Annotated in this window: 22 protein-coding genes; 9 read left to right on the top strand and 13 right to left on the bottom strand. The window is 65.5% G+C overall.

Going from position 1 to position 22,386, the window contains the following annotated elements; translation table 11 throughout:
* Positions 1–223 precede the first annotated feature (223 nt).
* From CSC74_RS15870 to CSC74_RS15855, 4 genes are all read right to left on the bottom strand, one after another.
* Entirely contained in the window at positions 224–1,324 is a 1,101-nt protein-coding gene (locus CSC74_RS15870; protein WP_162315475.1) for a class I SAM-dependent methyltransferase, read from the bottom strand.
* Between the two features lie 294 nt (positions 1,325–1,618).
* Positions 1,619–2,509 (bottom strand): DUF2785 domain-containing protein, encoded by an 891-nt coding sequence (locus tag CSC74_RS15865; RefSeq protein WP_162315474.1) that lies wholly within the window; start codon positions 2,507–2,509, stop codon positions 1,619–1,621.
* Positions 2,510–2,512: 3 nt separating this feature from the next.
* Positions 2,513–3,274: a DUF4349 domain-containing protein gene (locus tag CSC74_RS15860; protein WP_246193327.1), complete on the bottom strand. Its 762-nt coding sequence runs from the start codon at positions 3,272–3,274 to the stop codon at positions 2,513–2,515.
* Positions 3,275–3,315: 41 nt separating this feature from the next.
* Entirely contained in the window at positions 3,316–3,663 is a 348-nt protein-coding gene (locus tag CSC74_RS15855) for a GFA family protein (protein WP_162315472.1), read from the bottom strand.
* 119 nt (positions 3,664–3,782) lie between these two features.
* Between CSC74_RS15855 and CSC74_RS15850 the strand changes: the two genes are divergently transcribed.
* A complete protein-coding gene (locus tag CSC74_RS15850) occupies positions 3,783–5,597 on the top strand; it encodes a DUF885 domain-containing protein (RefSeq protein ID WP_162315471.1) in 1,815 nt (604 codons plus the stop codon).
* 13 nt (positions 5,598–5,610) lie between these two features.
* On the opposite strand, the gene CSC74_RS15845 is transcribed toward CSC74_RS15850, so the two are convergent.
* The 4 genes from CSC74_RS15845 to rraA form a co-directional block, all read right to left on the bottom strand.
* The gene (locus CSC74_RS15845; RefSeq protein WP_162315470.1) at positions 5,611–6,837 is read right to left on the bottom strand and encodes a putative bifunctional diguanylate cyclase/phosphodiesterase; all 1,227 of its coding nucleotides are present in this window, start codon (positions 6,835–6,837) and stop codon (positions 5,611–5,613) included.
* A 46-nt stretch (positions 6,838–6,883) separates the two neighbouring features.
* The gene (locus CSC74_RS15840; protein WP_162315469.1) at positions 6,884–8,128 is read right to left on the bottom strand and encodes a cyclic di-GMP phosphodiesterase; all 1,245 of its coding nucleotides are present in this window, start codon (positions 8,126–8,128) and stop codon (positions 6,884–6,886) included.
* 151 nt (positions 8,129–8,279) lie between these two features.
* Positions 8,280–10,112 carry an ABC transporter ATP-binding protein gene (locus CSC74_RS15835; RefSeq protein WP_281349765.1) on the bottom strand — a complete coding sequence of 611 codons (1,833 nt, stop codon included), beginning with the start codon at positions 10,110–10,112 and terminating at the stop codon, positions 8,280–8,282.
* Between the two features lie 36 nt (positions 10,113–10,148).
* Complete coding sequence (rraA, locus tag CSC74_RS15830; protein ID WP_162315532.1) at positions 10,149–10,628, bottom strand: ribonuclease E activity regulator RraA; 480 nt, start codon at positions 10,626–10,628, stop codon at positions 10,149–10,151.
* Between the two features lie 89 nt (positions 10,629–10,717).
* Between rraA and CSC74_RS15825 the strand changes: the two genes are divergently transcribed.
* A complete protein-coding gene (locus CSC74_RS15825) occupies positions 10,718–11,143 on the top strand; it encodes a VOC family protein (RefSeq protein ID WP_162315468.1) in 426 nt (141 codons plus the stop codon).
* Entirely contained in the window at positions 11,140–12,012 is an 873-nt protein-coding gene (locus CSC74_RS15820; RefSeq protein ID WP_162315467.1) for a DUF72 domain-containing protein, read from the top strand. Before CSC74_RS15825 ends, CSC74_RS15820 begins: the two co-directional genes overlap by 4 nt.
* A gap of 105 nt (positions 12,013–12,117) precedes the next feature.
* Here CSC74_RS15820 and CSC74_RS15815 read toward each other — a convergent pair whose 3' ends face one another.
* The gene (locus CSC74_RS15815) at positions 12,118–12,477 is read right to left on the bottom strand and encodes a TfoX/Sxy family protein (RefSeq protein ID WP_162315466.1); all 360 of its coding nucleotides are present in this window, start codon (positions 12,475–12,477) and stop codon (positions 12,118–12,120) included.
* Positions 12,478–12,532: 55 nt separating this feature from the next.
* On the opposite strand from CSC74_RS15815, the gene CSC74_RS15810 reads away from it, so the two are divergent.
* On the top strand, positions 12,533–13,477 hold the full coding sequence (locus CSC74_RS15810; RefSeq protein ID WP_162315531.1) for a DMT family transporter: 945 nt from the start codon (positions 12,533–12,535) through the stop codon (positions 13,475–13,477).
* 82 nt (positions 13,478–13,559) lie between these two features.
* Here the strand turns inward: CSC74_RS15810 and CSC74_RS15805 are convergent, their stop codons facing one another.
* The 3 genes from CSC74_RS15805 to CSC74_RS15795 form a co-directional block, all read right to left on the bottom strand.
* The gene (locus tag CSC74_RS15805; RefSeq protein WP_162315465.1) at positions 13,560–14,282 is read right to left on the bottom strand and encodes a pseudouridine synthase; all 723 of its coding nucleotides are present in this window, start codon (positions 14,280–14,282) and stop codon (positions 13,560–13,562) included.
* Positions 14,283–14,430: 148 nt separating this feature from the next.
* Positions 14,431–16,461, bottom strand: a complete 2,031-nt coding sequence (locus CSC74_RS15800; RefSeq protein ID WP_162315464.1) for a DEAD/DEAH box helicase — start codon at positions 16,459–16,461, stop codon at positions 14,431–14,433.
* Positions 16,462–16,649: 188 nt separating this feature from the next.
* Complete coding sequence (locus CSC74_RS15795) at positions 16,650–17,675, bottom strand: fatty acid desaturase family protein (protein WP_211369667.1); 1,026 nt, start codon at positions 17,673–17,675, stop codon at positions 16,650–16,652.
* Between the two features lie 228 nt (positions 17,676–17,903).
* On the opposite strand from CSC74_RS15795, the gene CSC74_RS15790 reads away from it, so the two are divergent.
* Positions 17,904–18,404, top strand: coding sequence for an RNA polymerase sigma factor (locus CSC74_RS15790; RefSeq protein WP_162315462.1), 501 nt, complete (start codon positions 17,904–17,906; stop codon positions 18,402–18,404).
* A gap of 14 nt (positions 18,405–18,418) precedes the next feature.
* Positions 18,419–19,087, top strand: a complete 669-nt coding sequence (locus CSC74_RS15785) for a serine/threonine protein kinase (RefSeq protein ID WP_162315461.1) — start codon at positions 18,419–18,421, stop codon at positions 19,085–19,087.
* Between the two features lie 54 nt (positions 19,088–19,141).
* Here the strand turns inward: CSC74_RS15785 and CSC74_RS15780 are convergent, their stop codons facing one another.
* Positions 19,142–19,660, bottom strand: coding sequence for a DUF4019 domain-containing protein (locus CSC74_RS15780; RefSeq protein WP_162315460.1), 519 nt, complete (start codon positions 19,658–19,660; stop codon positions 19,142–19,144).
* Between the two features lie 183 nt (positions 19,661–19,843).
* On the opposite strand from CSC74_RS15780, the gene CSC74_RS15775 reads away from it, so the two are divergent.
* The 3 genes from CSC74_RS15775 to CSC74_RS15765 all read left to right on the top strand — a co-directional run.
* Positions 19,844–20,068, top strand: a complete 225-nt coding sequence (locus CSC74_RS15775; RefSeq protein ID WP_162315459.1) for an RNA-binding S4 domain-containing protein — start codon at positions 19,844–19,846, stop codon at positions 20,066–20,068.
* Between the two features lie 68 nt (positions 20,069–20,136).
* A complete protein-coding gene (locus CSC74_RS15770; protein ID WP_162315458.1) occupies positions 20,137–20,697 on the top strand; it encodes a LemA family protein in 561 nt (186 codons plus the stop codon).
* Positions 20,694–22,386 (top strand): DUF2207 domain-containing protein (locus CSC74_RS15765; protein ID WP_162315457.1); only part of this gene is annotated, 1,693 nt, incomplete at its 3' end. The genes CSC74_RS15770 and CSC74_RS15765, both read left to right, overlap by 4 nt.

The raw sequence follows: 22,386 nt of genomic DNA, 5'->3' as shown, positions 1-22,386 counted from the left end.
GAATTTGCGCTCGCGAAAGAATCCGGGATCGCACCGGATACCGCAGCAGGGTCTCGGCAGCGGCCATCCCACATCGATGAGCGAGCCCGACCCAGTTCCCGGGGGCCAGTGTCTCGTGTGGCCCGCGAACGGCCGAAGCCACCAGGTTCCTGCTTTCGCGGGCATGACGAAAAACTGTGTTCCGCGCTCGAGCGAGCGCCATGCGGATCCGGATCCGTTGCCGCTACTTCATCGAAAGTTCGAGTTCACGCGCGATGGCCGCCAGGTACTGGCTTGGCGATATCGGATCAAGCAATTCCTCGGAAGTCGCGCCTTTCCATCGAAGCGCGCCAAGCAAGCTGGACGGAGGATAGGTGCCTTCATGGATTGCAGTCGCGTCCTGCCTGGCAACGCGATCGATGAACTCCCGGTCCGGCGCCGAGTCCGGATCGAAGTTGAACCCGACGCGTCGTTCCACGAACGGCACTATCGCCCCCGCATAAGTCAAGAACACTTCGAAATCAAGCTCTGCAAGAAGCGCTGTTACGACATCTTGAGCCCTTATTCCTTCGTTCGAATAGGAGGCGTGGTTCTCGGCAACGTAAATCTTCGGCGATGAATTCGTGAACCGATCGAACCGCTTGTCGGCTGGAAGCTCCGACCAGTACTGTTGCACGCCAGCCTCGACCGATGGCCAGAGAAGGTGGCCGTTCCGCCCGATTACATCCGAAGTCAGTACGAGGCCGCGCGGATGGATAGCCGCCCTGATCCTCGAAACCATGGCTTCCAGATCCTCGACATGGTGAAAGAACTGGTTGACGATTATTACGTCTACCGATTTCCCCTCGAGGCCATGGTTCACGTCGGCGACCGAAAACCGCATGCGCCTATCGACGCCAGCCGACCTCGCGGCTTCTTTCGCGGAAAGCATCAGCGCTTCATTCAGGTCGATGCATTCGAAATCCACATCTATGCCCTGCTCCGCGAGGGATCGGACGAGTTGGATCTCAAGCGAGCAAGCCCCGGAACCAAGGCTCATGACCCGCATACGGCCATCGATGCGAGCGGCCTCCTCTACCAGCTTCGCAAGGTAGAAATGCTCGGGCGATTCGAATCCATGCCTCTTCAAAAGGGGGCGCACATACCTTTCCGACCAATAATGAAATATCGGCGGAAGTGTCTCGCCTTGATAGTGCGGCGTCATGCGAAACGCGACAACCTCGGCGACGTTTCGCAGCTTCCGCGCCCATAAGCGCGGAAGCACGCGATTGAGGACCGCAAGCAGGCGCTTTGCGACAAGCCTGTTCCTGTAAAGAACGCTGCCGAATAAACCACGGGAGTGCATTGTTCGACCTCCATTCCATTGGCGGCCCGATTGGAAGCCGTCAATCCCCATCAATCATTGCACACGGAGGACCAGGGCGCGCGATATCGCCTGGCGACGAGGCCAGTCTGGAATTGCGCATCGAAGCCGGCGGAGCTGTCGGGAAAGAGCTCCTGGACATTCGTGCTCGCGGGGGGAAAAGATGCAGCGCCCGGCGACTGAAGGGACGAGGGACGGAAGGGGTCAAGAGCGGCTGGTTCCTTGAGCCGCACCCGCTTTATCGGATGTCTATCGAACCTGCCAGCAACCGCGGATTCAGGGCACCGACTTCATCGCCATCGCCACCGGCCTCTTCAAGGCCTTGATCTGCGCGTCATCGGACTGGTCGGCTTCCAGGTGAATCGCAGTAAGGAAGGCGAGCAGATCATGCCGGCGCGCAAGCCATGCGGTATCCGCATAAGCCTTCGCGGGATCGCCGATGCGTGCAGGCAATCCGCCGAACCACGCGATCCACTCGGCCTCGCTGAGCCAGCCATGCCTGGCGAGATAAAGCACCGGCCGCGCCAGTCGCCCGGGTTCGCCGTACACATAGGCATGCGCCGACTCGGGAACCGCCTGGCTGGCGATGGCCTTGAGCATGGGATCGAGGTGCGTGCGTTCGAGCGCCGGGTTCAATGCCAATTGCATCAGCCAGTCGCTGCCGTGGGCCACGCCATGGCGCCAGCCCTGCGCATCGTCGTAGCCGCGGTAGTCGCGCACCGACGCTAGGTAATCCGCCGCGGCCGCGACCATCGCCGCGCGTTCCTGCGGCGACATCCACGGCGCGATGCGGTCGGTGCGCGCGACTTCGGACAGGACCAGCGCCGAGAACGGCCGGCGGAAACCGTTCGCATCGGGTTCCTTCAGCATCGCCTGCAACCGGTCGCGCAGTTGCCTGCGGGTGGCGGCGTCGAGCTGCTCGCCGCGCATCCATTGGGCGAGCGCCCCGTAGGCGATGCCATCGCGCAATGCCGGATCGGGATCGGACAGGCAATCGAGCAATCCCAGCGCCAGGGCATTGCGTGTGGCCGTGCCATCGATCGCGAACTTCTGCTGTTTCAATCGCTGCAGTGAGCCGGCGTCGATGCCTTGCGGCGGACAGGTGTCGGCCCACGCGGGCGCGGCAGCGGCCAGCAACAGCGAACAGAACAAGGCCGCGCCACGCATGGATCACCTCGACCGCTTGCGCCGGCGCCAGCGCCGCCAGACGAACACCAGCAGCGCCAACAGCGCCGCCACGGGCAGCAGCGCGGCAGTGGCCCGGATCAGCCAGGCGATGCTGGTGGTGAGGATCGCGCCGAAGTCGCGTACCGATTGCGCTATCTCACTGCGGCCCTGCTGGCCCCCGGGCGTGGCCAATTCGATGGTCAGCAACTGGGTGTCGATGCGGCGCTGTTGCTGCGCGCCCGCGCGTTCGACGGCTTCGGCCTGGGCTTCGATCTCGGAGAGCTGCCTGGAAAGCGCGATCATGTCGCTGACGCTGATGTCCTTGCGCTGCTGGAACTCGGTGAGGCGCGCATGTTCTTTCTGCAGGCGCGACTGCTGCAGCCGGTTGTCGGCCACCACTTCCGCCAGGTCCTCGGCATGGGTGCTGCGGCTGCCGATCTTCGCGCCCTCGCCGGCCGACCTGATCATCGACTCGACTCCCGTCGGCGCGATTCGCACCTTCAGACTTGCCCGTGGATAGTCGCCACCGCTCTGGCTTACCCCCAGGACCGTGCAATCTCCGAATTTAGCCTGCTGACAATCGGCTTGCAGCGCCTGCAGGCGGGGCGCCATTTCATCGGCGGGGATTTCGACCTGCACCTCGTGCTCGTAGGCCAGGAAAGCGCTTTGGGGAGCCGGATTCGTCGCCATCCGGGCTTGCGCCAGTTCCGGGGAACTCCCCGCACCGGTCTTGTTGCTACAGGCCGTGAGGGGCAGCAGCAACATGCACGACACCATGATGGCCCATGCCCGACCCGCGGCCGGACTCATCGGCTGGCCCCATCGATAGGAACGATCTTCAGGCTGGACAGATCGACATCCGGCAGGCAGCGCACATTGACCGCCGCCATCGGTCCCGACTTGGGATTGTCGCCTTCGCCGTACGGCGAAATTCCGCAGGTGGCGCAGAAGTGGTGCTGGATATGGTGCTTGTTGAAGGTGTAGGTGGAGAGGTCGGATTCCGGCGTCTTCAGCACCAGCGCAGCGCGCGGGGCGAACCAGAGCAGGCCGCCGCGGCGCCGGCACATGGAGCAATTGCAGTCGTAGGCCTCGCTGATGTCGCCTTCCACCTCGAACGCGATCTTTCCACAATGACAGCTGCCCTGATGTTTCATCGTCGCCGATCCGTATTGGAGTTGCGCCGAGCATAAGCCATCGGCACATGCGCGGGCTGGCGGTTTTACCTATGCTCTGGGGCTTCGTGCGATGCCGCACTGCAACGGGAACCTTCGGAATGCGCCACAGCCTGCTCGCCCTCGCCCTGCTCTCCAGCCTCGCCGCCTGCCAGAAGGCCGAGGCGCCCGCTGCCGCCGCTGATACAGCCGCGCCCGTAGCTGCCGCCGGCGACACCGCCGAGGCCGACGCGAAATTCGCCGACCTGTCCAAGCGCGCGCTCGATGGCTGGTTCCAGCTGTCGCCGGTCGGCGCCACCCAGATCGGCGAACACAAATACGATACCGAGATCGACGACCTAAGCGCCGCGGGCCGGCAGAAGGGCGTCGACTTCGGCAAGCAGATCCTGGCCGAACTCGATGCGCTGGATGCGGGCAAGCTGTCGCGCGAGAACCAGGTGGATGCGGCGATCCTGCGCAACCAGTTGCAGTACGGCATCTGGGACACCGAAGTCCAGCAGAGCTGGGCCTGGGATCCGCAGGTGTACAACGGCCTGGCCGGTGGCGCGCTGTACAACCTGATGGCGCGCGAATTCGCGCCGTTGCCCGATCGCCTGCGTTCGGCCACCGCGCGCATGGAGAAGATCCCGGCCCTGCTGGCGCAATCGCGCGAGAGCCTGGATCCGGCGCGGGTCCCGAAGATCCACGCGGAAACGGTGCTGAAGCAGAACGACGGCATCCTCAGCATCGTCGCCATGTTCATCACCCCGCACCTCAAGGAACTGCCGGAAGCCGATCGCGTACGCGCGGAAAAGGCGAGCGCAGCCCTGACCAAGGCCGTGGCCGAGCAGAAACAGTGGCTGGAAAAGACCCTGGTGCCGAACGCCAAGGGCGACTTCCGCATCGGCGCGAAACTTTACGACGAGAAATTGCAATTCGCATTGCTGTCGTCGCTGTCGCGCGCCGAGATCAAGCAGCGTGCGGAAGGCGAACTGAAGCGCGTGCGCGAGGAGATGTACGGCATCGCCCGCACCGTGCTGAAGGACAAGCCGGATGCGCCGCAGATGCCCGACGCGCCCAGCGACGAGCAGCAGCAGAAGGCGATCGAAGCGGCGCTGGAACTGGCCTACGCGGACAAGCCGGCGCGCGACAAGGTGGTCGAGGCGGCCGAGGCGGCGCTGAAGTCGGCGACCGATTTCGTCCGCGAGAAGGACCTGGTCACCCTGCCCGACTCGCCGGTCAAGATCATCACCATGCCCGAGTTCCAGCGCGGCGTGGCTGTGGCCTATTGCGATTCGCCCGGTCCGCTGGACAAGAACCTGGAGACGTTCTTCGCGGTCTCGCCGATTCCCGAGGACTGGGACGCGAAGAAAGTCGATTCGTTCCTGCGCGAATACAACAACCGCATGATCCATCTGCTCAGCATCCACGAAGGCACGCCGGGCCATTATCTGGAAGGCTGGCATTCGGCCAAGTTCCCCTCGACCCTGCGTGCGGTGCTGCGCTCGGGCATGTTCGCCGAGGGCTGGGCGGTGTACACCGAGAACATGATGGCCGAGGCCGGCTACATGGATAACGATCCCTTGTTCCGCCTGGTGCAGCTGAAGTTCTACCTGCGCACGATCGCCAACGCGATCCTCGACCAGGGCGTGCACGTGGACCACTGGACCCGCGAACAGGCCATGGACCTGATGGTCCGCCAGACCTTCCAGCAGGAGCGCGAGGCCGATGGCAAATGGACCCGCGTGCAGCTGACCTCGGCGCAGCTGCCCACCTACTTCGTCGGCGTGCAGGAGCACTACGACACGCGCAAGGCCATGGAAGCCAGGCTGGGCGACAAGTTCAACCTCAAGGCCTACCACGACCAGGTGCTGTCCTACGGCGCGCCGCCTGTGCGCTTCGTACGCGAGTTGATGCTGGACCAGCCGATCAAGTAATGCGCATGCCGGCTCAGGAAGCGTCGGCCAGCATGGCCAGCGCTTCCTCGGCCGGTTGCGGGCGGCCGGGGTAGAAGCCCTGGCCGTGGTCGCAGCCCATCTCCTGCAGCAGCCTCCATGTCTCCGCGCTCTCGATGCCTTCGGCAACGGCGATGGCGTCGAGGCCGTGGGCCATGTCGATGATCGATGAGACCAGCCGCGCGGCACGCGGGTTGACGGTGAGTTCGCGCACGAAACTCATGTCGATCTTCAGTTCGTCGACCGGGAACTGCTTGAGGTAGGAAAGCGACGAATAACCGGTGCCGAAATCGTCGATGGAAATGCCCAGGCCCATGCCATGCAAGGTGGACAGGGTGTGCGCCAGCTGGCCCTGGTTGTCGACGAAGGCGGTCTCGGTGACTTCCAGCATCACGTTGTCCGGCCGCAGTTTCCATATCCGCACGGCGGCGGTCATCTGCTCGACGAATCCGGGGGTGGTCAGGGCCAGGGGGGAAATGTTGATCGCGCACTTCAGACCGGGCTGGTTTTCCAGCCACGCCGAGCAATGGCGGAACGTGGCATTGATGTTCCAGCGGGTGATTTCATGGATCAACCCGGCCTGCTCGGCCATCGGCACGAACACATCCGGGCCGATCATGCCGTGCAAGGCGTGCGGCCATCGCGACAGCGATTCGACGCCCTTCAGCGCTCCGTCCTGCAGCGAATAGATCGGCTGCAGGAATACCTGCAGTCGATTGCTGGCGATCGCTTCGTACAACTGGTCGTAGCTCACCAGCGACGCCGGCGCGCCTTCATGCAGGGCATGGCGTTCGCGCAGGCGCCACGCCAGCTTGCAGGCCGCGTCGGCCTGGCGGCACGAAGCCGCGGGCGTGGCGGCATCGGCGGACAGGCAGGCGCCGACCGCCACGTTCACCCATGCGGGTCGGCTGCGGACCTGCAGCGGATCCTGGAAGGCCCGCGCCACCTTGGCCGCGGCCATGCTCACGTGGTTGCGGTCCCGCAGGTCCGGCAGCACCACCGCGTAATCGCATTCGCCGATGCGCACCATGATGTCGGCATCGCGCAGGCAGTCGCGCAGCTTCGCCTCGAAGGCCTGCACCAGGAATTCGCCGGTGTCGTAGCCGAACATGGTTTCGTAGTCGCGCAGGTTCTGCACGCGCACAACCAGCAGCGCCCCATCCGGGCCGCCGGTCGGGGCGGACTGGTCGATCGCCTTGAACAGCTGTTCCCGGTTCAACATGCGCGGCTCTCCCCGTCCGGGACGACCGCTGGCATGCGCTGCGGGGTCACAAGTAGAGCTCCTTCGGATCCAGTCCGTAACTCCCCGCCTGCAGGCAACGGCGGATGCTGACCTGGGCCGAAGCCTTGCCCGCCAGGGTGTCGCGCAGGTCCAGCGATTCGAAACCCTTGCGCAGTTTCTTGCCTACGTCGGTCAACAGCATCACCCGCGGGAACAATCGCCGCACCGGGTTCTGGGCCATGACCACCGCGACCTCGCCCGTGCTCAGTTCGACCAGCGTGCCCACCGGATACACCCCGAGGCATTGCACGAACTGCTCGAGCAGGTCGCTCTGGAACAACTGGCCGCGCTGGCGGTACATCCGCTGCAGCGCCTCGTATTTCGATACCGGCGGCCGGTACGGGCGCGCGCTGGTCATGGCATCGTACGAGTCGACGATGCCGGCCAGGCGGCCGAACAGCGGGATGTTCTCGCCGGTCAGGCCCGACGGATAACCGGAGCCGCCTTCGCGCTCGTGATGGGTCTGGATGATCCCGCGCACGTAGGCGTTACCCGCGCCCGACTCGTCGTACAGGCGCAGGCCATGCTCGACGTGGTCGCGCATCTGGCCCTGCTCGTCGTCGGTCAATGCCTGCGCACGCTCCAGCAACTCCTCCGGGACCACGATCTTGCCGATGTCCAGCAGCAGGCCACCGGTCGCCAGGTCGTGCAGGGCTTCATCGGCCAGGCCGAGATGGCGGCCGAACGCCGCCATCAGCACGCAGCAATTCATCGCATGGCTGTAGGTATAACTGTCGTGCTGGCGCAGGGACTCGAGCCAGAAATAGGCGTCGGGATTGCGCAGCACGCTTTCGACCAGCGGCGCGACCACCTGGTCCACTTCCGTTTCGCTCAATTTGTTGCCGGCGCGCAAGCCATCCATGATCTGCGTGGTCGCCTCGCGCGCTTCCTGCACCGCCTTGCGCGCGCGCGGCAGTTCGTCCTCGACCTTGTGCAGGACCGGATGCGGGCGGCTGTCGGCGATCGCCTTGAGATCGGGCACCTCGTAGCCGCCCGGCCCCGGCCCCGGCCGCGTCAGCCGCTGCAACGAGGACCTGACGAAGTTCTCGCTCTTGACGATATCGACGAATACGTGCCGGCAGTATTGTCCGAGCAGATCGATATCCTCCTGGGTCTGCACCAGGAACCCCTGCAGCAGGAACGGCGTGCCGATCCAGTCCCGGTCCAGGCGACTGACGTACATCCCCGGCCGCAGGCTGGCGACGCGGATTTCGCGTTCTTCTATCAGCATGATTCCCGGCACCCGAGTGAAGCGCGTCGACCCGGGCGATGCCCTTCCGACAGCTTCGCATCATAGACGACAAAACACCGGTCATTGGAAAGTCCCCGGATCCGGAACCTGGAATTTCCAGCACGCGCCGCCGCCGATAAAGGGCGGTGGCTCAGCCCGCCGCCACGAATCCGCCGGTCTGCCGTTGCCACAGGCGCGCGTAAAGGCCGTCGCGCGCGATCAATTCGGCGTGGGTTCCGGTTTCCACCACCTCGCCGCGGTCCATCACCACCAACCGGTCCATCCGCGCGATGGTGGACAGCCGATGGGCGATGGCGATCACAGTCTTGCCCTGCATCAGGATGTCCAGGCCGTCCTGGATAGCCGCCTCCACTTCGGAATCCAGTGCCGAAGTCGCTTCGTCCAGCACCAGGATCGGCGCGTCCTTCAACAGCACGCGCGCGATGGCGATGCGCTGGCGCTGTCCTCCCGACAGCTTGACCCCGCGTTCGCCGACCTGCGCGTCGTAGCCGCGTCGCCCTTCCCCGTCCACCAGTTCGGCGATGAACGCATCCGCGCGCGCGTTGCGCACCGCGGCGGCGACTTCGTCCTCGCTCGCATCCGGACGTCCGTACAACAGGTTCTCGCGTATCGAGCGATGCAGCAGCGAGGTGTCCTGGGTGACCACGCCGATCTGCCCGCGCAGGCTTTCCTGGGTGACCCCGGCGATGTCCTGCCCGTCGATCAGGATCCGGCCCGCTTCCAGGTCGTACAGCCGCAGCAGCACGTTCACCAGCGTGGACTTGCCGGCGCCGGACGGGCCTATCAGGCCGATCTTCTCGCCGGGCCGCACCAGCAGGTCGAGGCCGGCGATCACCCCGCCCTGCTTGCCATAGTGGAAATGGATGTCCCGGAATTCGACTTCCCCACGCGCGATGGCCAGGGTGCTGGCGGTGGGGCTGTCGACCACGGCATTGGGCTTGGCCACTGTCTCCATGCCGTCCTGCACCGTGCCTATGTCCTCGAAAATGCCGTTGACCACCCACATGATCCAGCCCGACATGTTCTCGATGCGGATCACCAGCCCGGTGGACAGCGCTATGTCGCCGACGGTGATTCGCCCCTGTTGCCACAACCACAGGCCCAGGCCGGCGGTGACCACCACCAGCAAGCCGTTGAGCACGGTCAGGGTGACGTCCATGCCGGTGGTCATGCGGGTCATGATGCGGACCTTGGCCACGTTCTCCTGCACGGCCTCGGCGACGTAGGCGTCTTCCTGGCGGGTGTGGGCGAACAGCTTCAGGGTGGAGATGTTGGTGTAGCCATCGACGATGCGGCCCATCAATTTCGAACGCGCTTCCGAAGCCTTCCACGAACGCTCCTTCACCCGCGGCACGAAGAACGCCAGCGCGCCGATGTACAGGAATACCCAGACGATCAGCGGCACGGTCAGGCGCCAGTCGGCCTGCGCGAACAGGAACAGCGCGCTGCCGGTATAGACGCTGACGTACCACAGGGCATCCACGATCTGCACCGCCGATTCGCGCAGCGACGCGCCGGTCTGCATGATCCGGTTGGCGATGCGCCCGGCGTAGTCGTTCTGGAAGAAGGACAGGCTCTGCCGCACCACGTACTGGTGCTGCTGCCAGCGGATCCGCGCGGTCAGCCCCGGGGTGATGGCCTGGTGCTGCAGCAGGTCGCTGAGCGCGATCAGCAGCGGGCGCGCGATCAGCGCCACGAAGGCCATGAACAGCAACTCGCGGCCATGCCGGGCGAAGAAATCGGGTGCCGGCACGTCCCTGGTCAGGTCGACCAGGCGGCCGAGGAAATCGAACAGCGCCACTTCCACCAGCGCGACCACGAAACCCAGCGCGCACATCACCCCGAGCACCGGCCAGGCCTGGCGCAGGTAATGCGCGTAGAAACGCCATACGCCGCGCGGCGGCATGCGCATGTCCGGCTTGCCGAACACATCGATCAACGATTCGAACCAGCGGAAGATCATGCGTGCATTATCGCCTGGCGCATCGTCGGGATCGTGTCATCCGAGCAGGTCCGTTCGCGCCACGATCACGCCATTGGCATCCGCATAGAGCCAATACCCGGGCACGAAGACGACGCCAGCGAATGAAACCTCGACATCCACCTTCCCCACCCCGAGTTTTTCGGTCTTGACCGGACAGGCTGCGAGCGCCTTGATTCCGAGCGGCAATTTCGCCAGTGCCTGCACATCGCGCACGCAGCCATTGATGACGAAACCGCTCCAGCGATTGGCCACGGCCTTCTCCGCCAGCATGTCGCCCAGCAGCGAACGCCGCAGCGAAGCCCCGCCCTGCACCACCAGGACCTTGCCGTGCCCGTCGGTGGCGACGAGGTCGCGCACCCGCGAGTTGTCCTCGAAGCAATCGAGGGTGACGATCCTGCCGCAGAAGGCGGCATCGCCACCGTAATCGCGGAAGACCGGCTCGGCGACCGCGACTTCGGGGTGGGCATCGCAAAGATCGGGCGTGGTCCAGGTCATCGGATCGGTTTCCATGGGAATCGACAGGAATGGTAGCGCCGGCTCCGTCGTCGCGGCGTATGCTGCCCGGGCCAAGACCGGAGACTGCCATGTCGCTTGCCGCCGACACCACCAGCACCATCGTCCCCTGCCTGCGCTATCGCGATGCGCACGCCGCCATCGAGTGGCTGCGCAAGGCCTTCGGCTTCGAGAAGCATGCCGTGTACGCCGACGGCGACACGGTACACCACGCGCAGCTGACCTTCGGCAACGGCATGATCATGCTCGGCTCCGCCGACAACAGCAGCGAATGGGGCAGGCAGATCGTGCAGCCGGAGGAAACCGGCCTGCGCGAAACCCAGAGTCCCTGCGTGATCGTCGCCGATGCCGACGCGCACTACGCACGGGCCAGGGCCGCGGGTGCGATCATCGTCATCGACATCGCCGACCAGGACTACGGCGGTCGCGGCTATTCCTGCCGAGACCTGGAAGGACACCTGTGGTGGTTCGGCAGCTACGACCCGTGGAAAGCATGAACAAGCGCAGCGGAACCACGGCGACCGCCGATCTGTTTTCGGCCAATCCCTTCGCTGCGGCGGCGGCGAAGGAACATTCGCGGATCCGTGTCGGCATCGGCGGCTGGACCTATGCGCCGTGGCGCGGCGGCATGTTCTATCCCGCCGGGCTGGTCCAGCGCCGGGAGCTCGAGTACGCCAGCCGCCAGCTCACGTCCATCGAGATCAACGGCACCTATTACGGCACCCAGAAACCGGCGACCTACGCCAAGTGGCGCGACGAGACGCCAGACGGCTTCCTGTTCTCGGCCAAGGCGCCGCAGCGGATCATGGAGTCGCGTGCGCCATCGAAGGCCGGGCACCAGGTCGAGGACTTCATCGGCGGCATCGCCGAACTCGGCGACAAGCTGGGCCCGCTGGTCTGGCAATTCGACAAGGGCAGGCGCATCGATGCCGGGGAATTCGCCGCCTTCGTCGAGCTGCTGCCGCGCGAACATGCGGGCCGCTGCCTGCGCCACGTGCTGGACGTGCGCGATCCCGACTTCATCGATGCGCGATACCTTGCGCTGGCACGGAAGCACGGCATGGCGACCGTGTTCACCGATTCCGGCGAATACCCCTCCTTCGCCGATATCACCGCCGATTTCGTCTACGCACGGCTGATGCGTTCGCAGGCACCGATCGAGACCGGCTACGCCGGTGCCGACCTCGACGCATGGAGCAAACGGGCGTTGCTATGGGCCGATGGCGGCGATCCGGCCGAACTGCCGCATGTCGAAGCGCCGACACCGATGGCATCGCCGCGCGACGTCTTCGTCTATTTCATCAGCAGCGCCAAGGAACGGAATCCTGCCGCGGCGATGGCATTGCTCAAACGCCTGGGCGCGTAGGCCGGGGCCAGGCCCGCCGCATGTGGAGTCGCGAGCGCGTAGGGTGGGCCTTGGCCCACCGCTTTAGGAAGCAGCAAGATCCCGGAAGGCGGGTCGAGACCCGCCCTACTTTCTGTGCCGCTTGGCAGCGGGCTTCTCGCCCGCCTTTTTACGCAACGCCGCTTCCCAGGCCAGTTGCGCCCATGGCTTCATCGATTGCGCCGACTCCATCGCTTCGGCCGGCGGCGACAGGTAACTCATCACCACCGGCTTGCCCTTGCCCAGGTAGGTGAAAGGCTCGCCACCCGCCTGCTCGAAGGCGTCGCGGGTAATGGCATCGGTCTTGAGGAACAGTTCGTCGCCGATGACCAGGCCGATGATCACGCCATCGTGATAGAGGCCTTGTCCGCCGAACATCTTGCGCAGGGAAACCGGCCCCAGTTCCGAGAACAGGTCGCGCAGGTAACCGGTGAAGGATTCGCCCATGGCCACCTCCGTGGTGTCGTATCGCCGGCGCGCCGGCATCGGCGACAATAGTGGCATGCCCCTGTCGCCGACCGCCAAAGCCCAGCTGCAGATCCACTTCTGCGTGCTGCTGTGGGGCTTCACCGCGATCCTGGGCAAGATGATCACCCTGCCCGCCCTGCCTCTCGTGTGGTGGCGGATGCTGCTGGTGGTGGCGACGCTGGCCGTGTTGCCCAGCGTGTGGCGCGGGCTGCGTGCGATGCCCGCCAGGACCCTGCTGGCCTACTCGGGCATCGGCGCGCTGGTGGCGCTGCATTGGCTGACCTTCTATGGCGCGGTCAAGCTGGCCAACGCCTCGGTGGCCGCCACTTGCATCGCCCTGGCGCCTGCGTTCACTTCGGTGGTCGAGCCCTGGCTGACGCGCCGGCCGTTCTCGATGCGCGAACTGGCCTTCGGCCTGGCGGTGCTCCCGGGCGTGGCCCTGGTGGTCGGCGGCGTTCCGCATGGCATGCGCATGGGCATCGCCATCGGTGCATTGTCGGCCCTGCTGGTAGCGCTGTTCGGTTCGCTCAACAAGCGCATGGTCGATGGCGGCGATCCCCTGACCATCACCGCCGTGGAACTGGGCGCCGGCACGCTGCTCCTGACCCTGCTCGCGCCGCTGATGCCGATGCTGTTCCCGGCCTTCTCGGGCGACCTGCTGCTCGTCCCCAGCCTGCGCGATGCCCTGCTGCTGCTGGCATTATCGCTGCTGTGCACGCTGCTGCCGTTCGCCCTGTCGCTGGTCGCGCTGCGCCACCTCAGCGCCTACGGGGTGCAACTGGTGACCAACCTCGAGCCGGTCTACGCGATCGTGCTGGCCATGGTCCTGCTGGGCGAACAGCGCGAGCTGACGCCGTTGTTCTACCTGGGCGTTGCGATCATCCTGGCCGCGGTGTTCCTGCATCCGCTGCTCAACCGCAACAAGCCGCTGCAACATGCGGAAATCCTGGCGACCTCCGAAGCCAAAAGGGTCGAGTAGGAGCGGGCCTTGCCCGCGATGCCTTTCGTTGGCTGGCGAGAAAGCATCGCGGGCAAGGCCCGCTCCTACATGCTTGGAAATCTCACCAATCGGTACGCTGCGGCAACAACCCGCGCAACTCGATCTCGGTCAGGTTGCGCCATTGTCCCGGCTTCAACGCGCCCAGCTTGAGGTTGTCGATACGCACCCGGCGCAGTTGCTTCACGCGGTAGTCGAACGCCGCCGACATCAGCCGGATCTGCCGGTTCAGGCCTTGCGTAAGCACGATGCGGAAGCCGAACTTGGCCAGCTTCGCGGTCTTGCACGGCAAGGTCGTCTGGTTGTGGATGCGGACGCCGCGGGCCATGCCGCGCAGGAATTCGTCGGTGACCGGCTTGTTCACCGCCACGTGGTATTCCTTCTCGTGCCGGTTCTCGGCGCGCAGGATCTCGTTGACGATGTCGCCGTTGCTGGTCAGCAGGATCAGGCCTTCCGATTCCTTGTCCAGGCGGCCGATCGGGAAGATCCGCTCCTGGTGGTCGATGAAATCGACGATGTTGCCGTCCACCGCCTGTTCGGTGGTGCAGGTGATGCCGACCGGCTTGTTCAACATGATGTAGACGTGCTTGCGGCCGCCGGCCTTCTTCTGGCGCGTGCGCAGTTCCTGCCCATCCACCTTCACTTCATCGCCCTCGCCCACCACCGCGCCCATGCCCGCGGCGATGCCGTTGACGGTGACGCGACGCTCCGCGATCAGCCGGTCGGCTTCGCGGCGCGAGCAGAAGCCGGTCTCTGCGATGTGCTTGTTGAGGCGGGTGGTGGTCATTGAGGAAAGTTCGAAGTGCGCACGTGAAAATAGGCCTCGTCATCCCCGCGAAAGCGGGGATCCAGTGACTTTCGTGCGGTGGCCCTGTCGCCAAGCGAAGAGCAAAGGCGCTGGATTCCCGCTTCCGCGGGAATGACGATTAGGGATGTCACTCGCGCGGCTTGGGCGGACCTTTCCGATGCAGCTTGCCCGGCGGACCCGGCTTGAAACCCGACGGCTTGCCGCCGGTGCGCGCACCGGCCGGCTTGAACTTGCGTGGCGCGGCATCGCCGTCATCGCCCTCGCCGACCTTGTGGATGCGAAGCTGCTGCCCGGACACCCACACCTTCTTCAGGTGCATCAGTAGTTCCTTGGGCATGCCTTCGGGTAGGTCCAGCACGGTGTAGTCGTCCTGGATGTCGATGCGGCCGATGTACTTGCTGTCGAGCCCGGCCTCGTTGGCGATCGCGCCGACGATGTTGGCCGGCTTCACCCCGTGGGCGTGGCCGACTTCGATGCGGAACGATTCCATGCCGACATCGGGTTTCTCGCGTGGCGCCTTGTCGATGCGCGGACGTTCACTGGGAGCGCGCTCGAAACTCGGCCGCTCGATCCGCGAAGTTTCGCGTGGCGGCTTGTCGAAGCTGCGCGGTGCGGCGGGACGTTCGAACGGAGTGGGAGCTTCCTCGCGACGGGGCGCCGGATGATCGCCGTGCGACGCACGCTCGCTACGTGCGGGACGCTCGTTGTAAGCCGGTCGCTCGCCCTGCGCGGAATGCTCGCTGCGTTGCGGCCGCTCGCCGCGTGTCGGGCGCTCGCTGCGCTCATGGCGTTCGTTGCGTTCGAAGGCCTGCGGAGCCGCCGGCGTGCGGTCGGGGCCGAGCAGCAACGGCGTGTCGCCCTGCAGCAGGCGCGCCAGCGCGGCGGCGATGTCGACCATCGGCACGTTGTTCTCCGACTCGTAGCGCTCCACCAGCGAGCGGTATTCGCCGGGTTCGCCGGTCGCCAGGGTATCGGTGATGCGGCCGAGGAAGCGTTCGACGCGCCTGTCGTTGACCGCTTCCACGCTGGGCAGCTTCATCTCCTCGATCGGCTGGCGCGTGGCGCGCTCGATCGAACGCAGCATGCCCTTCTCGCGCGGGGTCACGAACAGGATCGCGTCGCCGCTGCGACCGGCGCGGCCGGTGCGGCCGATGCGGTGCACGTAGCTTTCGGTGTCGTAGGGAATGTCGTAGTTCAGCACGTGGCTGATCCGTTCCACGTCGAGTCCGCGCGCGGCCACGTCGGTGGCGACCAGGATGTCGAGTTTGCCGTCCTTGAGCTGCTGGATGGTGCGCTCGCGCTGCTGCTGCTGGATGTCGCCGTTGATGGCGGCGGCGGCCAGGCCGCGCGCCTGCAGCTTCTGCGCCAGTTCCTCGGTGCCCAGCTTGGTCCGGGCGAATACGATCATCGCTTCGTAGGGTTCGGCCTCGAGGATCCGGGTCAACGCATCCAGCTTGTGCATGCCGCTGACGAACCAGTAACGCTGGCGGATGTTGGTCGCGGTGGTGGTCTTGGAAGTGATGGTCACTTCCTGCGGGTCTTTCAGGTAAGTCTGGGCGATGCGGCGGATCGCCTGCGGCATGGTCGCCGAGAACAGCGCGACCTGGCGCGTCGGCGGGGTCTTCTTCAGCACCGTTTCGACGTCGTCGATGAAACCCATGCGCAGCATTTCGTCGGCTTCGTCCAGGACCAGCGTGGTCAGCTCGGACAGGTCCAGGGTGCCCCGTTCCAGGTGGTCGATCACGCGACCCGGCGTTCCCACCACCACGTGCACGCCGCGCTTGAGCGCGGTCAGCTGCGGCGCGTAGCCCTGGCCACCGTAGATCGGCAGCACCACGAAGCCGGGAATCTTGTTGGCGTAACGCTGGAAGGCCTCGGCGACCTGGATCGCCAGCTCGCGGGTCGGCGCCAGCACCAGCGCCTGCGGCTTGCGCTGGTCCAGCTTGAGGCGCGACAGGATCGGCAGGGCGAAGGCGGCGGTCTTGCCGGTGCCGGTCTGGGCCTGGCCCAGCACGTCCTTGCCGTCCAGCAGGGCGGGAATGGTCGCGGCCTGGATCGGCGAAGGCGACTCGTAGCCTACTTCGGTGACCGACGCCATGACCGGCGCGGAAAGGCCAAGATCGGCGAAAAGAAGGGGGGTGTCTGACTCGTTGGACATGCGAAAAGCTCCGGCGCGCCCCGGAACAGGGCCTACGCAAGGCGATATTGTGCGCCCTGGCGGAAGAGCTGTCGCCCTAAACCCCTGTCGCGACGGCAATCAGCCTCGTAGAGCCGAGCTTGCTCGGCTGCTCCTGGTTCATCGCAATGAGCAGCCGAGCAAGCTCGGCTCTACGGAGTCTCAGGGCCTTAGGCGACAGCCCTGCGCTTGTAACCGAAGCCCACCATCCGCTGCGACTGTTCGTCCCACAGTTTCAGCCGTGCGGACTTCAGGCTGGTCCACAGGGTCAGCCGCGGCGCCGACCGCAGCAATTCGCTGGACTCGAACGCCTCACGCAGGCGGTAGTTGGGGATGCGGCTGGCCAGATGGTGGATGTGGTGGTAGCCGATGTTGCCGGTGAACCAGTGCAGCACGTGCGGCAGGTCGAAATACGAGCTGCCGGCGACCGCGGCCTTGCCGGCGTCCCACTCGTCCTTGTTGGTCCAGTAGGCGCCTTCGAAGGTGTGCTGCACGTAGAACAGCCACACGCCCATGGCGCCGGCCAGCAACACGATCGGCAGATGCACCATCAGCACGGTATGCCAGCCGATGGCGAAACCGAGCGCGCCGCCCACCACCAGCAGCATCAGGTTGTTGAGCATCACGCTGGCCCATTCCTTCTTCCAGCTGAAAGGCAGGTCGAACGGGAAGCGGTGCTTGATCACGAACTGGTACAGCGGGCCGATGCCCAGCAGCACCGGCGTGCTGCGATAGAAGCGGTAGGCGAAACGCCCGAGCCACGAACGCGATTCGTACTCGGCCACGGTCAGGGTCTCGATGTCGCCCATCTCGCGGCGATCGAGGTTGCCCGAGGTGCCGTGGTGCACGGCGTGGGTCTTCTTCCAGTAGCCGTAGGGAAACAGCGTGATCAGGCCGAGGCAGCGGCCGACCAGGTCGTTGGCCTTCTGGCTGGCGAAGAACGAACCATGCCCGCAGTCGTGCTGGATGATGAAAAGACGCACGTAGAAACCGGCGGCGGGAATGGCCATCAACAACGTCCAGCCATAACCCCACTCGGCGACCACGCTCCAGGCCATCAGCGCCCAGATCGCCAGCAACGGTGGCAGAGTATTGAGCAATTGCCAGATGGCGCGGCTCAGGCGGGGCTTGGCGAAGTGTGCGCACAACTTGCGCAACTGGGCGGCCGGGGTCGGCGCCGGGGTGTCGGAACTCAAAAGATATCTCCCGTGGGAGTTCCGATTGTCAGGGACGGATCGGGTCAGCGCAATGACGTGCGCGGGCGTATGGCCCGGATTGTTCATGCCGGCACGTTTCCGCCTGCTGAAACTGAACGGCTGTGAGGATTCGCGCCCCGTTGCGAATCACGGCACAAAGCAGCATGACACACCAGCACGGCACGGCAGACACAATCGGCAGGTACGGGAATGGAGTACACCGCAACCATGGCAAGGGGCACGGACCGGCAGGAGCGATTCCGCGAGCTGATCGAGCGCCATCGCGGGATCGTGTTCAAGGTCGCCCACACCTATGCCTGGCAGGCGGACGACCGGGAAGAACTGGCCCAGGAGATCGCCGCGCAGTTGTGGCGCGCGTTCCCAGGCTACGACCCGGCGCGTCCGTTCCCGACCTGGATGTACCGGATCGCGCTGAACGTGGCGATCAGCTTCGTGCGTGGCAACAGCCGCCATCGCCACCATGCGGTGCCGCTCGATGAAGAACTGCACGACCAGGCCGACGGCAACGCCGCCGACCACGAGTCCGACCAGCAGGTGCGCGCCCTGCACCGCTTCATCCATGCCCAGGATCCGCTGAACCGCGCGCTGTTGCTGCTCTACCTGGAAGACCGCAGCTATCGCGAAATGGCCGAGGTCCTGGGCATCAGCGAAACCAACGTGGCGACCAAGATCAGCCGCCTCAAGCAACGCATCCGCAACGAAATCTGACCGCGAAGACAATCATGGAAAACCTCATGGAACTCGACGAACTGAAAGCCGCATGGCAGAGCCTGGACCGCAGGCTGCAACGGCACGATGCGATCAACCTGCAGCTGTTCAAGGATACGAAGCTGGAGAAGGCACGCAGCAGCCTGCGTCCGTTGTTCTGGGGCCAGATGCTGCAGCTGCTGCTCGGCATCGGCCTGGTCGTGCTGGGCGTCGCCTGCTGGACCCGCAACACCGGCGTTCCGGGGCTGCTCGTGGCCGGCATCCTCGTCCATGCCTTTGGGGCCATCACTGTCGCCGCCGCCGGGATCACGATGGGCCTGATGGGCAACATCGACTATTCCGCGCCAGTGCTGAAGATCCAGAGGCAGATGGCGATGCTGCTGCGCTTCTATACCGTCAACGCCAATGTCTGCGGCCTGCCGTGGTGGATCATGTGGGTGCTGGTGGTCGTCGCCTTCGCCGGACTGGGCCCGGTTGAACCACGGGCGGCCACGCCGGCATGGATCTGGATCAGCCTGGCCATCGGCGTGGCGGGTCTGCTGGGTACCTGGGGCTTCTCCCTGTGGAAGCGGCGGACACCGGCGCGGCACGCGCGCGAAGACGCCTGTATCGCCGATGGTGCGGACGGCATCCGCCGCAGCCAGCGGATCCTCGACGAGATCGCGCAATTCGAGAAGGAGTAAAAAAACGAAGCCGGCAATGCCGGCTTCGTCGTGTCCTGCCGCTACGTCGCCGGCTCAGCGCAGGCTGTAGCCCGACACGCGCCAGGTCTTGTCGTTGTCGAGGTGGAAGGACACCAGTTCGCGCACCGGCTCGGGTGTATTGGCGAACTTGGTCGCATAGACCACGTTGATGTAATTGCCCGCCGGTACCTGCCCGCCGGCCGCATACGCGGCACGGGTCACCCCGACCTGCTTGCGCTCGGTCGGCGCACCGAGCTTCTGCCGGTCCGAGGCGATCTGGCTGACGAAGTTGCTCTTGCCCACCACCGACTTGGCCACGGCCGAAGCGCCGTCCCAGACTTCGGCGAGCCTGTTCTGGTCGACCAGCTGGATCACCTGCGCGGCGGCCTTGCCCATTTCGGCGTTCTGTCGCGTCACCTGGGCCTGCTGTTCCGGGGTGAGCTGCGGTTGCTTGACGGGTTGCGATTGCGGCTGCGGTGCCGGCGCGCTCGCGGGCTGGGTGGCCTGCTGGGCATGGGTGGGGGCAGTGAAAACGAGGATTGCGGCGATCAGGACCAGGCGGGAAGTCTTCATGGGGTCTCCGGAAAGCAGGTGGTTTGTGCAAGCGAGCGCCAGTCTACGCCAGCGTCGCCAAGGACACAGGCCGGCATTCCGGCATGGCCCGCGCCGCATCATCTTGTGCCGCCGACGGACCGGATTGCACGCGGCCCTGTCCGCTTGCCGCACAATTCTCCCCTCCCTTGCCGATCATCCACCATGACCCAACTCGAATTCGAGCTCGACCGCGACCACGTGGAGCTCAACCAATTGCTGAAACTGTGCGGAGTCTGCGACAGCGGCGGCGCCGGCAAGGCGCTGGTGGCCAGTGGCATGGTCTCCGTGGATGGCATGATCGAGCTGCGCAAGACCTGCAAGATCCACGCCGGCAGCACGGTGACCTTCGAGGATGTGGAAATCCGCGTGCGGTCGGCAGCGGGATAACCGGCCAGCATCCCGACACGCGGCCATTCGCTCGAATCCGCCAACGATCCACCCGCAGAGGAGCACGCATGACAATCACGACACTGGCGATCGCACTTCTGTTGCTGGCCCTCGGGGCATGGATGGCGATCGCGTTCAACCGCCTCGTGCGGCTGCGCAACCAGGTGCGCACCGCCTGGGCCGACGTGGACGTGCAGTTGATCCGCCGCCACGACCTGGTGCCGTCCCTGGTCAGCGCCGTGCAGGCCTATGCCGGGCATGAAAAGGCGGTACTGGCCACGGTGACCGAATTGCGCGCGCAGGCGCTGGCCGCGCCGGCACCGGGCAAGCTGGGCGCCATCGAATCCGCGCTGGAACAGGGTATCGGCCGCCTGCTGGCTTTGCAGGAAGCGTATCCGGACCTCAAGGCCAGCGAGAATTTCTCGCAGCTGCAGCGCGACCTGGTCCAGGTCGAGGAACAGCTGCAGTACGCGCGCCGCTTCTACAACGGCGCGGTCCGCGACCTGAACGATGCCGTGCAGCGGGTACCTGATCTGTTCGTGGCCCGCCTTGCCGGTTTCGACAATGCCGAATTCTTCCAGGCCGACGACAGCAGCCGGGCCGCGGCGAAAGTGGAGCTTGCCCGATGAAAGCGATTCTTCTCGCCTGCCTGCTGTCGTTGCTCGCCGCGCCGCTGGCCGCGCAGGAACGGATCCTCTCCTACGACAGCGTAGTGCAGGTGCAAGCCGACGGCGGCCTGGAGGTCACCGAACGCATTGCCGTGCGTGCCGAAGGCAACAACATCCGCCGCGGCATCTACCGCGACTTCCCTACCCGCTACAAGGATGGTTACGGCAATCGGATCGTGGTCGATTTCCAGATGATCGACGTGCAGCGCGACGGCAAGCCGGAGCCGTGGTTCACCGAAAACAAGCCCAACGGCGTGCGCATCAATACCGGCAACGACGACTTCCTGCCCACGCCCGCCGAATTCACCTACACCCTGCACTACCGCACCACCCGCCAGCTGGGTTTCTTCGCCGACCACGACGAGCTGTACTGGAATGCGATCGGCACCGGTTGGGATTTCCCGATCGAACGCGGCAGCGTGGAAGTCCGCCTGCCTGCGGCCGTGCCCGTGGACGGGATAAAGGTCGAGGGCTATACCGGCGCGCAGGGCGAGCAAGGCCATGGCTACGACGCGAAAGTCGCAGCGCCCGGCATCGCGCGCTGGTTGCTCGCCCGGCCGCTGGCGCCGCGCGAAGGCATGACCGTGGTGATGAGCTTTCCCAAGGGCCTGGTCGCCGCGCCGACGCGCATGCAACGCGCGCTGTGGTTGCTCAAGGACAATCGCGGCGTGCTGATCGCACTGGCCGGACTGGTCGCGCTGCTGCTGTTCTGCGCGCGGCGCTGGAATCGCCTGGGCCGCGACCCGAAACCCGGCGTGATCATCGCCCGCTACGATCCGCCCGCCGGCTATTCGCCCGCCGGCCTGCGCTTCATGCAGCGCATGGCTTACGACATGCGCTGCTTCTCTTCCGACCTGCTGTCGCTGGCGGTGGCCGGCAATGTGGACATCCGTCGCGACACGGGCCTGCTGAAGGACGACTGGGAACTGGAAAGGACCTCCGCCACCAGCCAGCCGGCCACCACCGAACAGCAGACTCTGCTGACCAAGCTGTTCGTCGACGGCAAGTCCACGCTGGAATTGAAGAACACCAATGCCTCCACTGTTTCCGGGGCGCAGGCGGCGCACTCGGCGGTGCTGGAAAAGCGTTTCAAACCAGCGCTCTTCGTGCGCAACGGCGGCAGCATCGGCATCGCCGCCCTGATCGTCGTGGCCAGCGGCGTGCTGGCCCTGGTGTTCGGCCACGGCGGCGGAATCCCGCTGGTCATCGGCGTGCTGGGATTGATGGTGCTGGCGCTGGTCGTGTTCGGCGTGCTGGTGAAGGCGCCGACACCGGCGGGTCGCAGGCTGCTGGACGAGATCGAAGGATTGAAACTGTATCTCTCGGTCGCCGAACGCGACGAGCTGAAGAGCCTGCCCGGTCCCGATGCGCCGCCCGTGCTCGATGCCAGGCGCTACGAAATGCTCCTGCCCTATGCGGTGGCGCTGGAAGTCGAAGATGCCTGGACGAAGAAATTCACCGTGGCCGCGGGCGCCGCGGCGGTGGCCGCGGCGACCGCGGGCATCGCCTGGTACCACGGCAGCAGCGTCGGCGACCTCGGCAGCTTCACCAAGGCGGTGGGCAGCAGCCTGAGTTCGCAGATCGCCTCGTCTTCCAGCGCGCCGGGAAGCTCATCGGGCGGCGGCGGCGGCGGATCGTCCGGTGGTGGCG

The organism is Pseudoxanthomonas yeongjuensis (assembly GCF_010093345.1).
Taxonomy (GTDB): domain Bacteria; phylum Pseudomonadota; class Gammaproteobacteria; order Xanthomonadales; family Xanthomonadaceae; genus Pseudoxanthomonas_A; species Pseudoxanthomonas_A yeongjuensis.
This window is presented reverse-complemented; position numbering and strand designations above follow the sequence as displayed.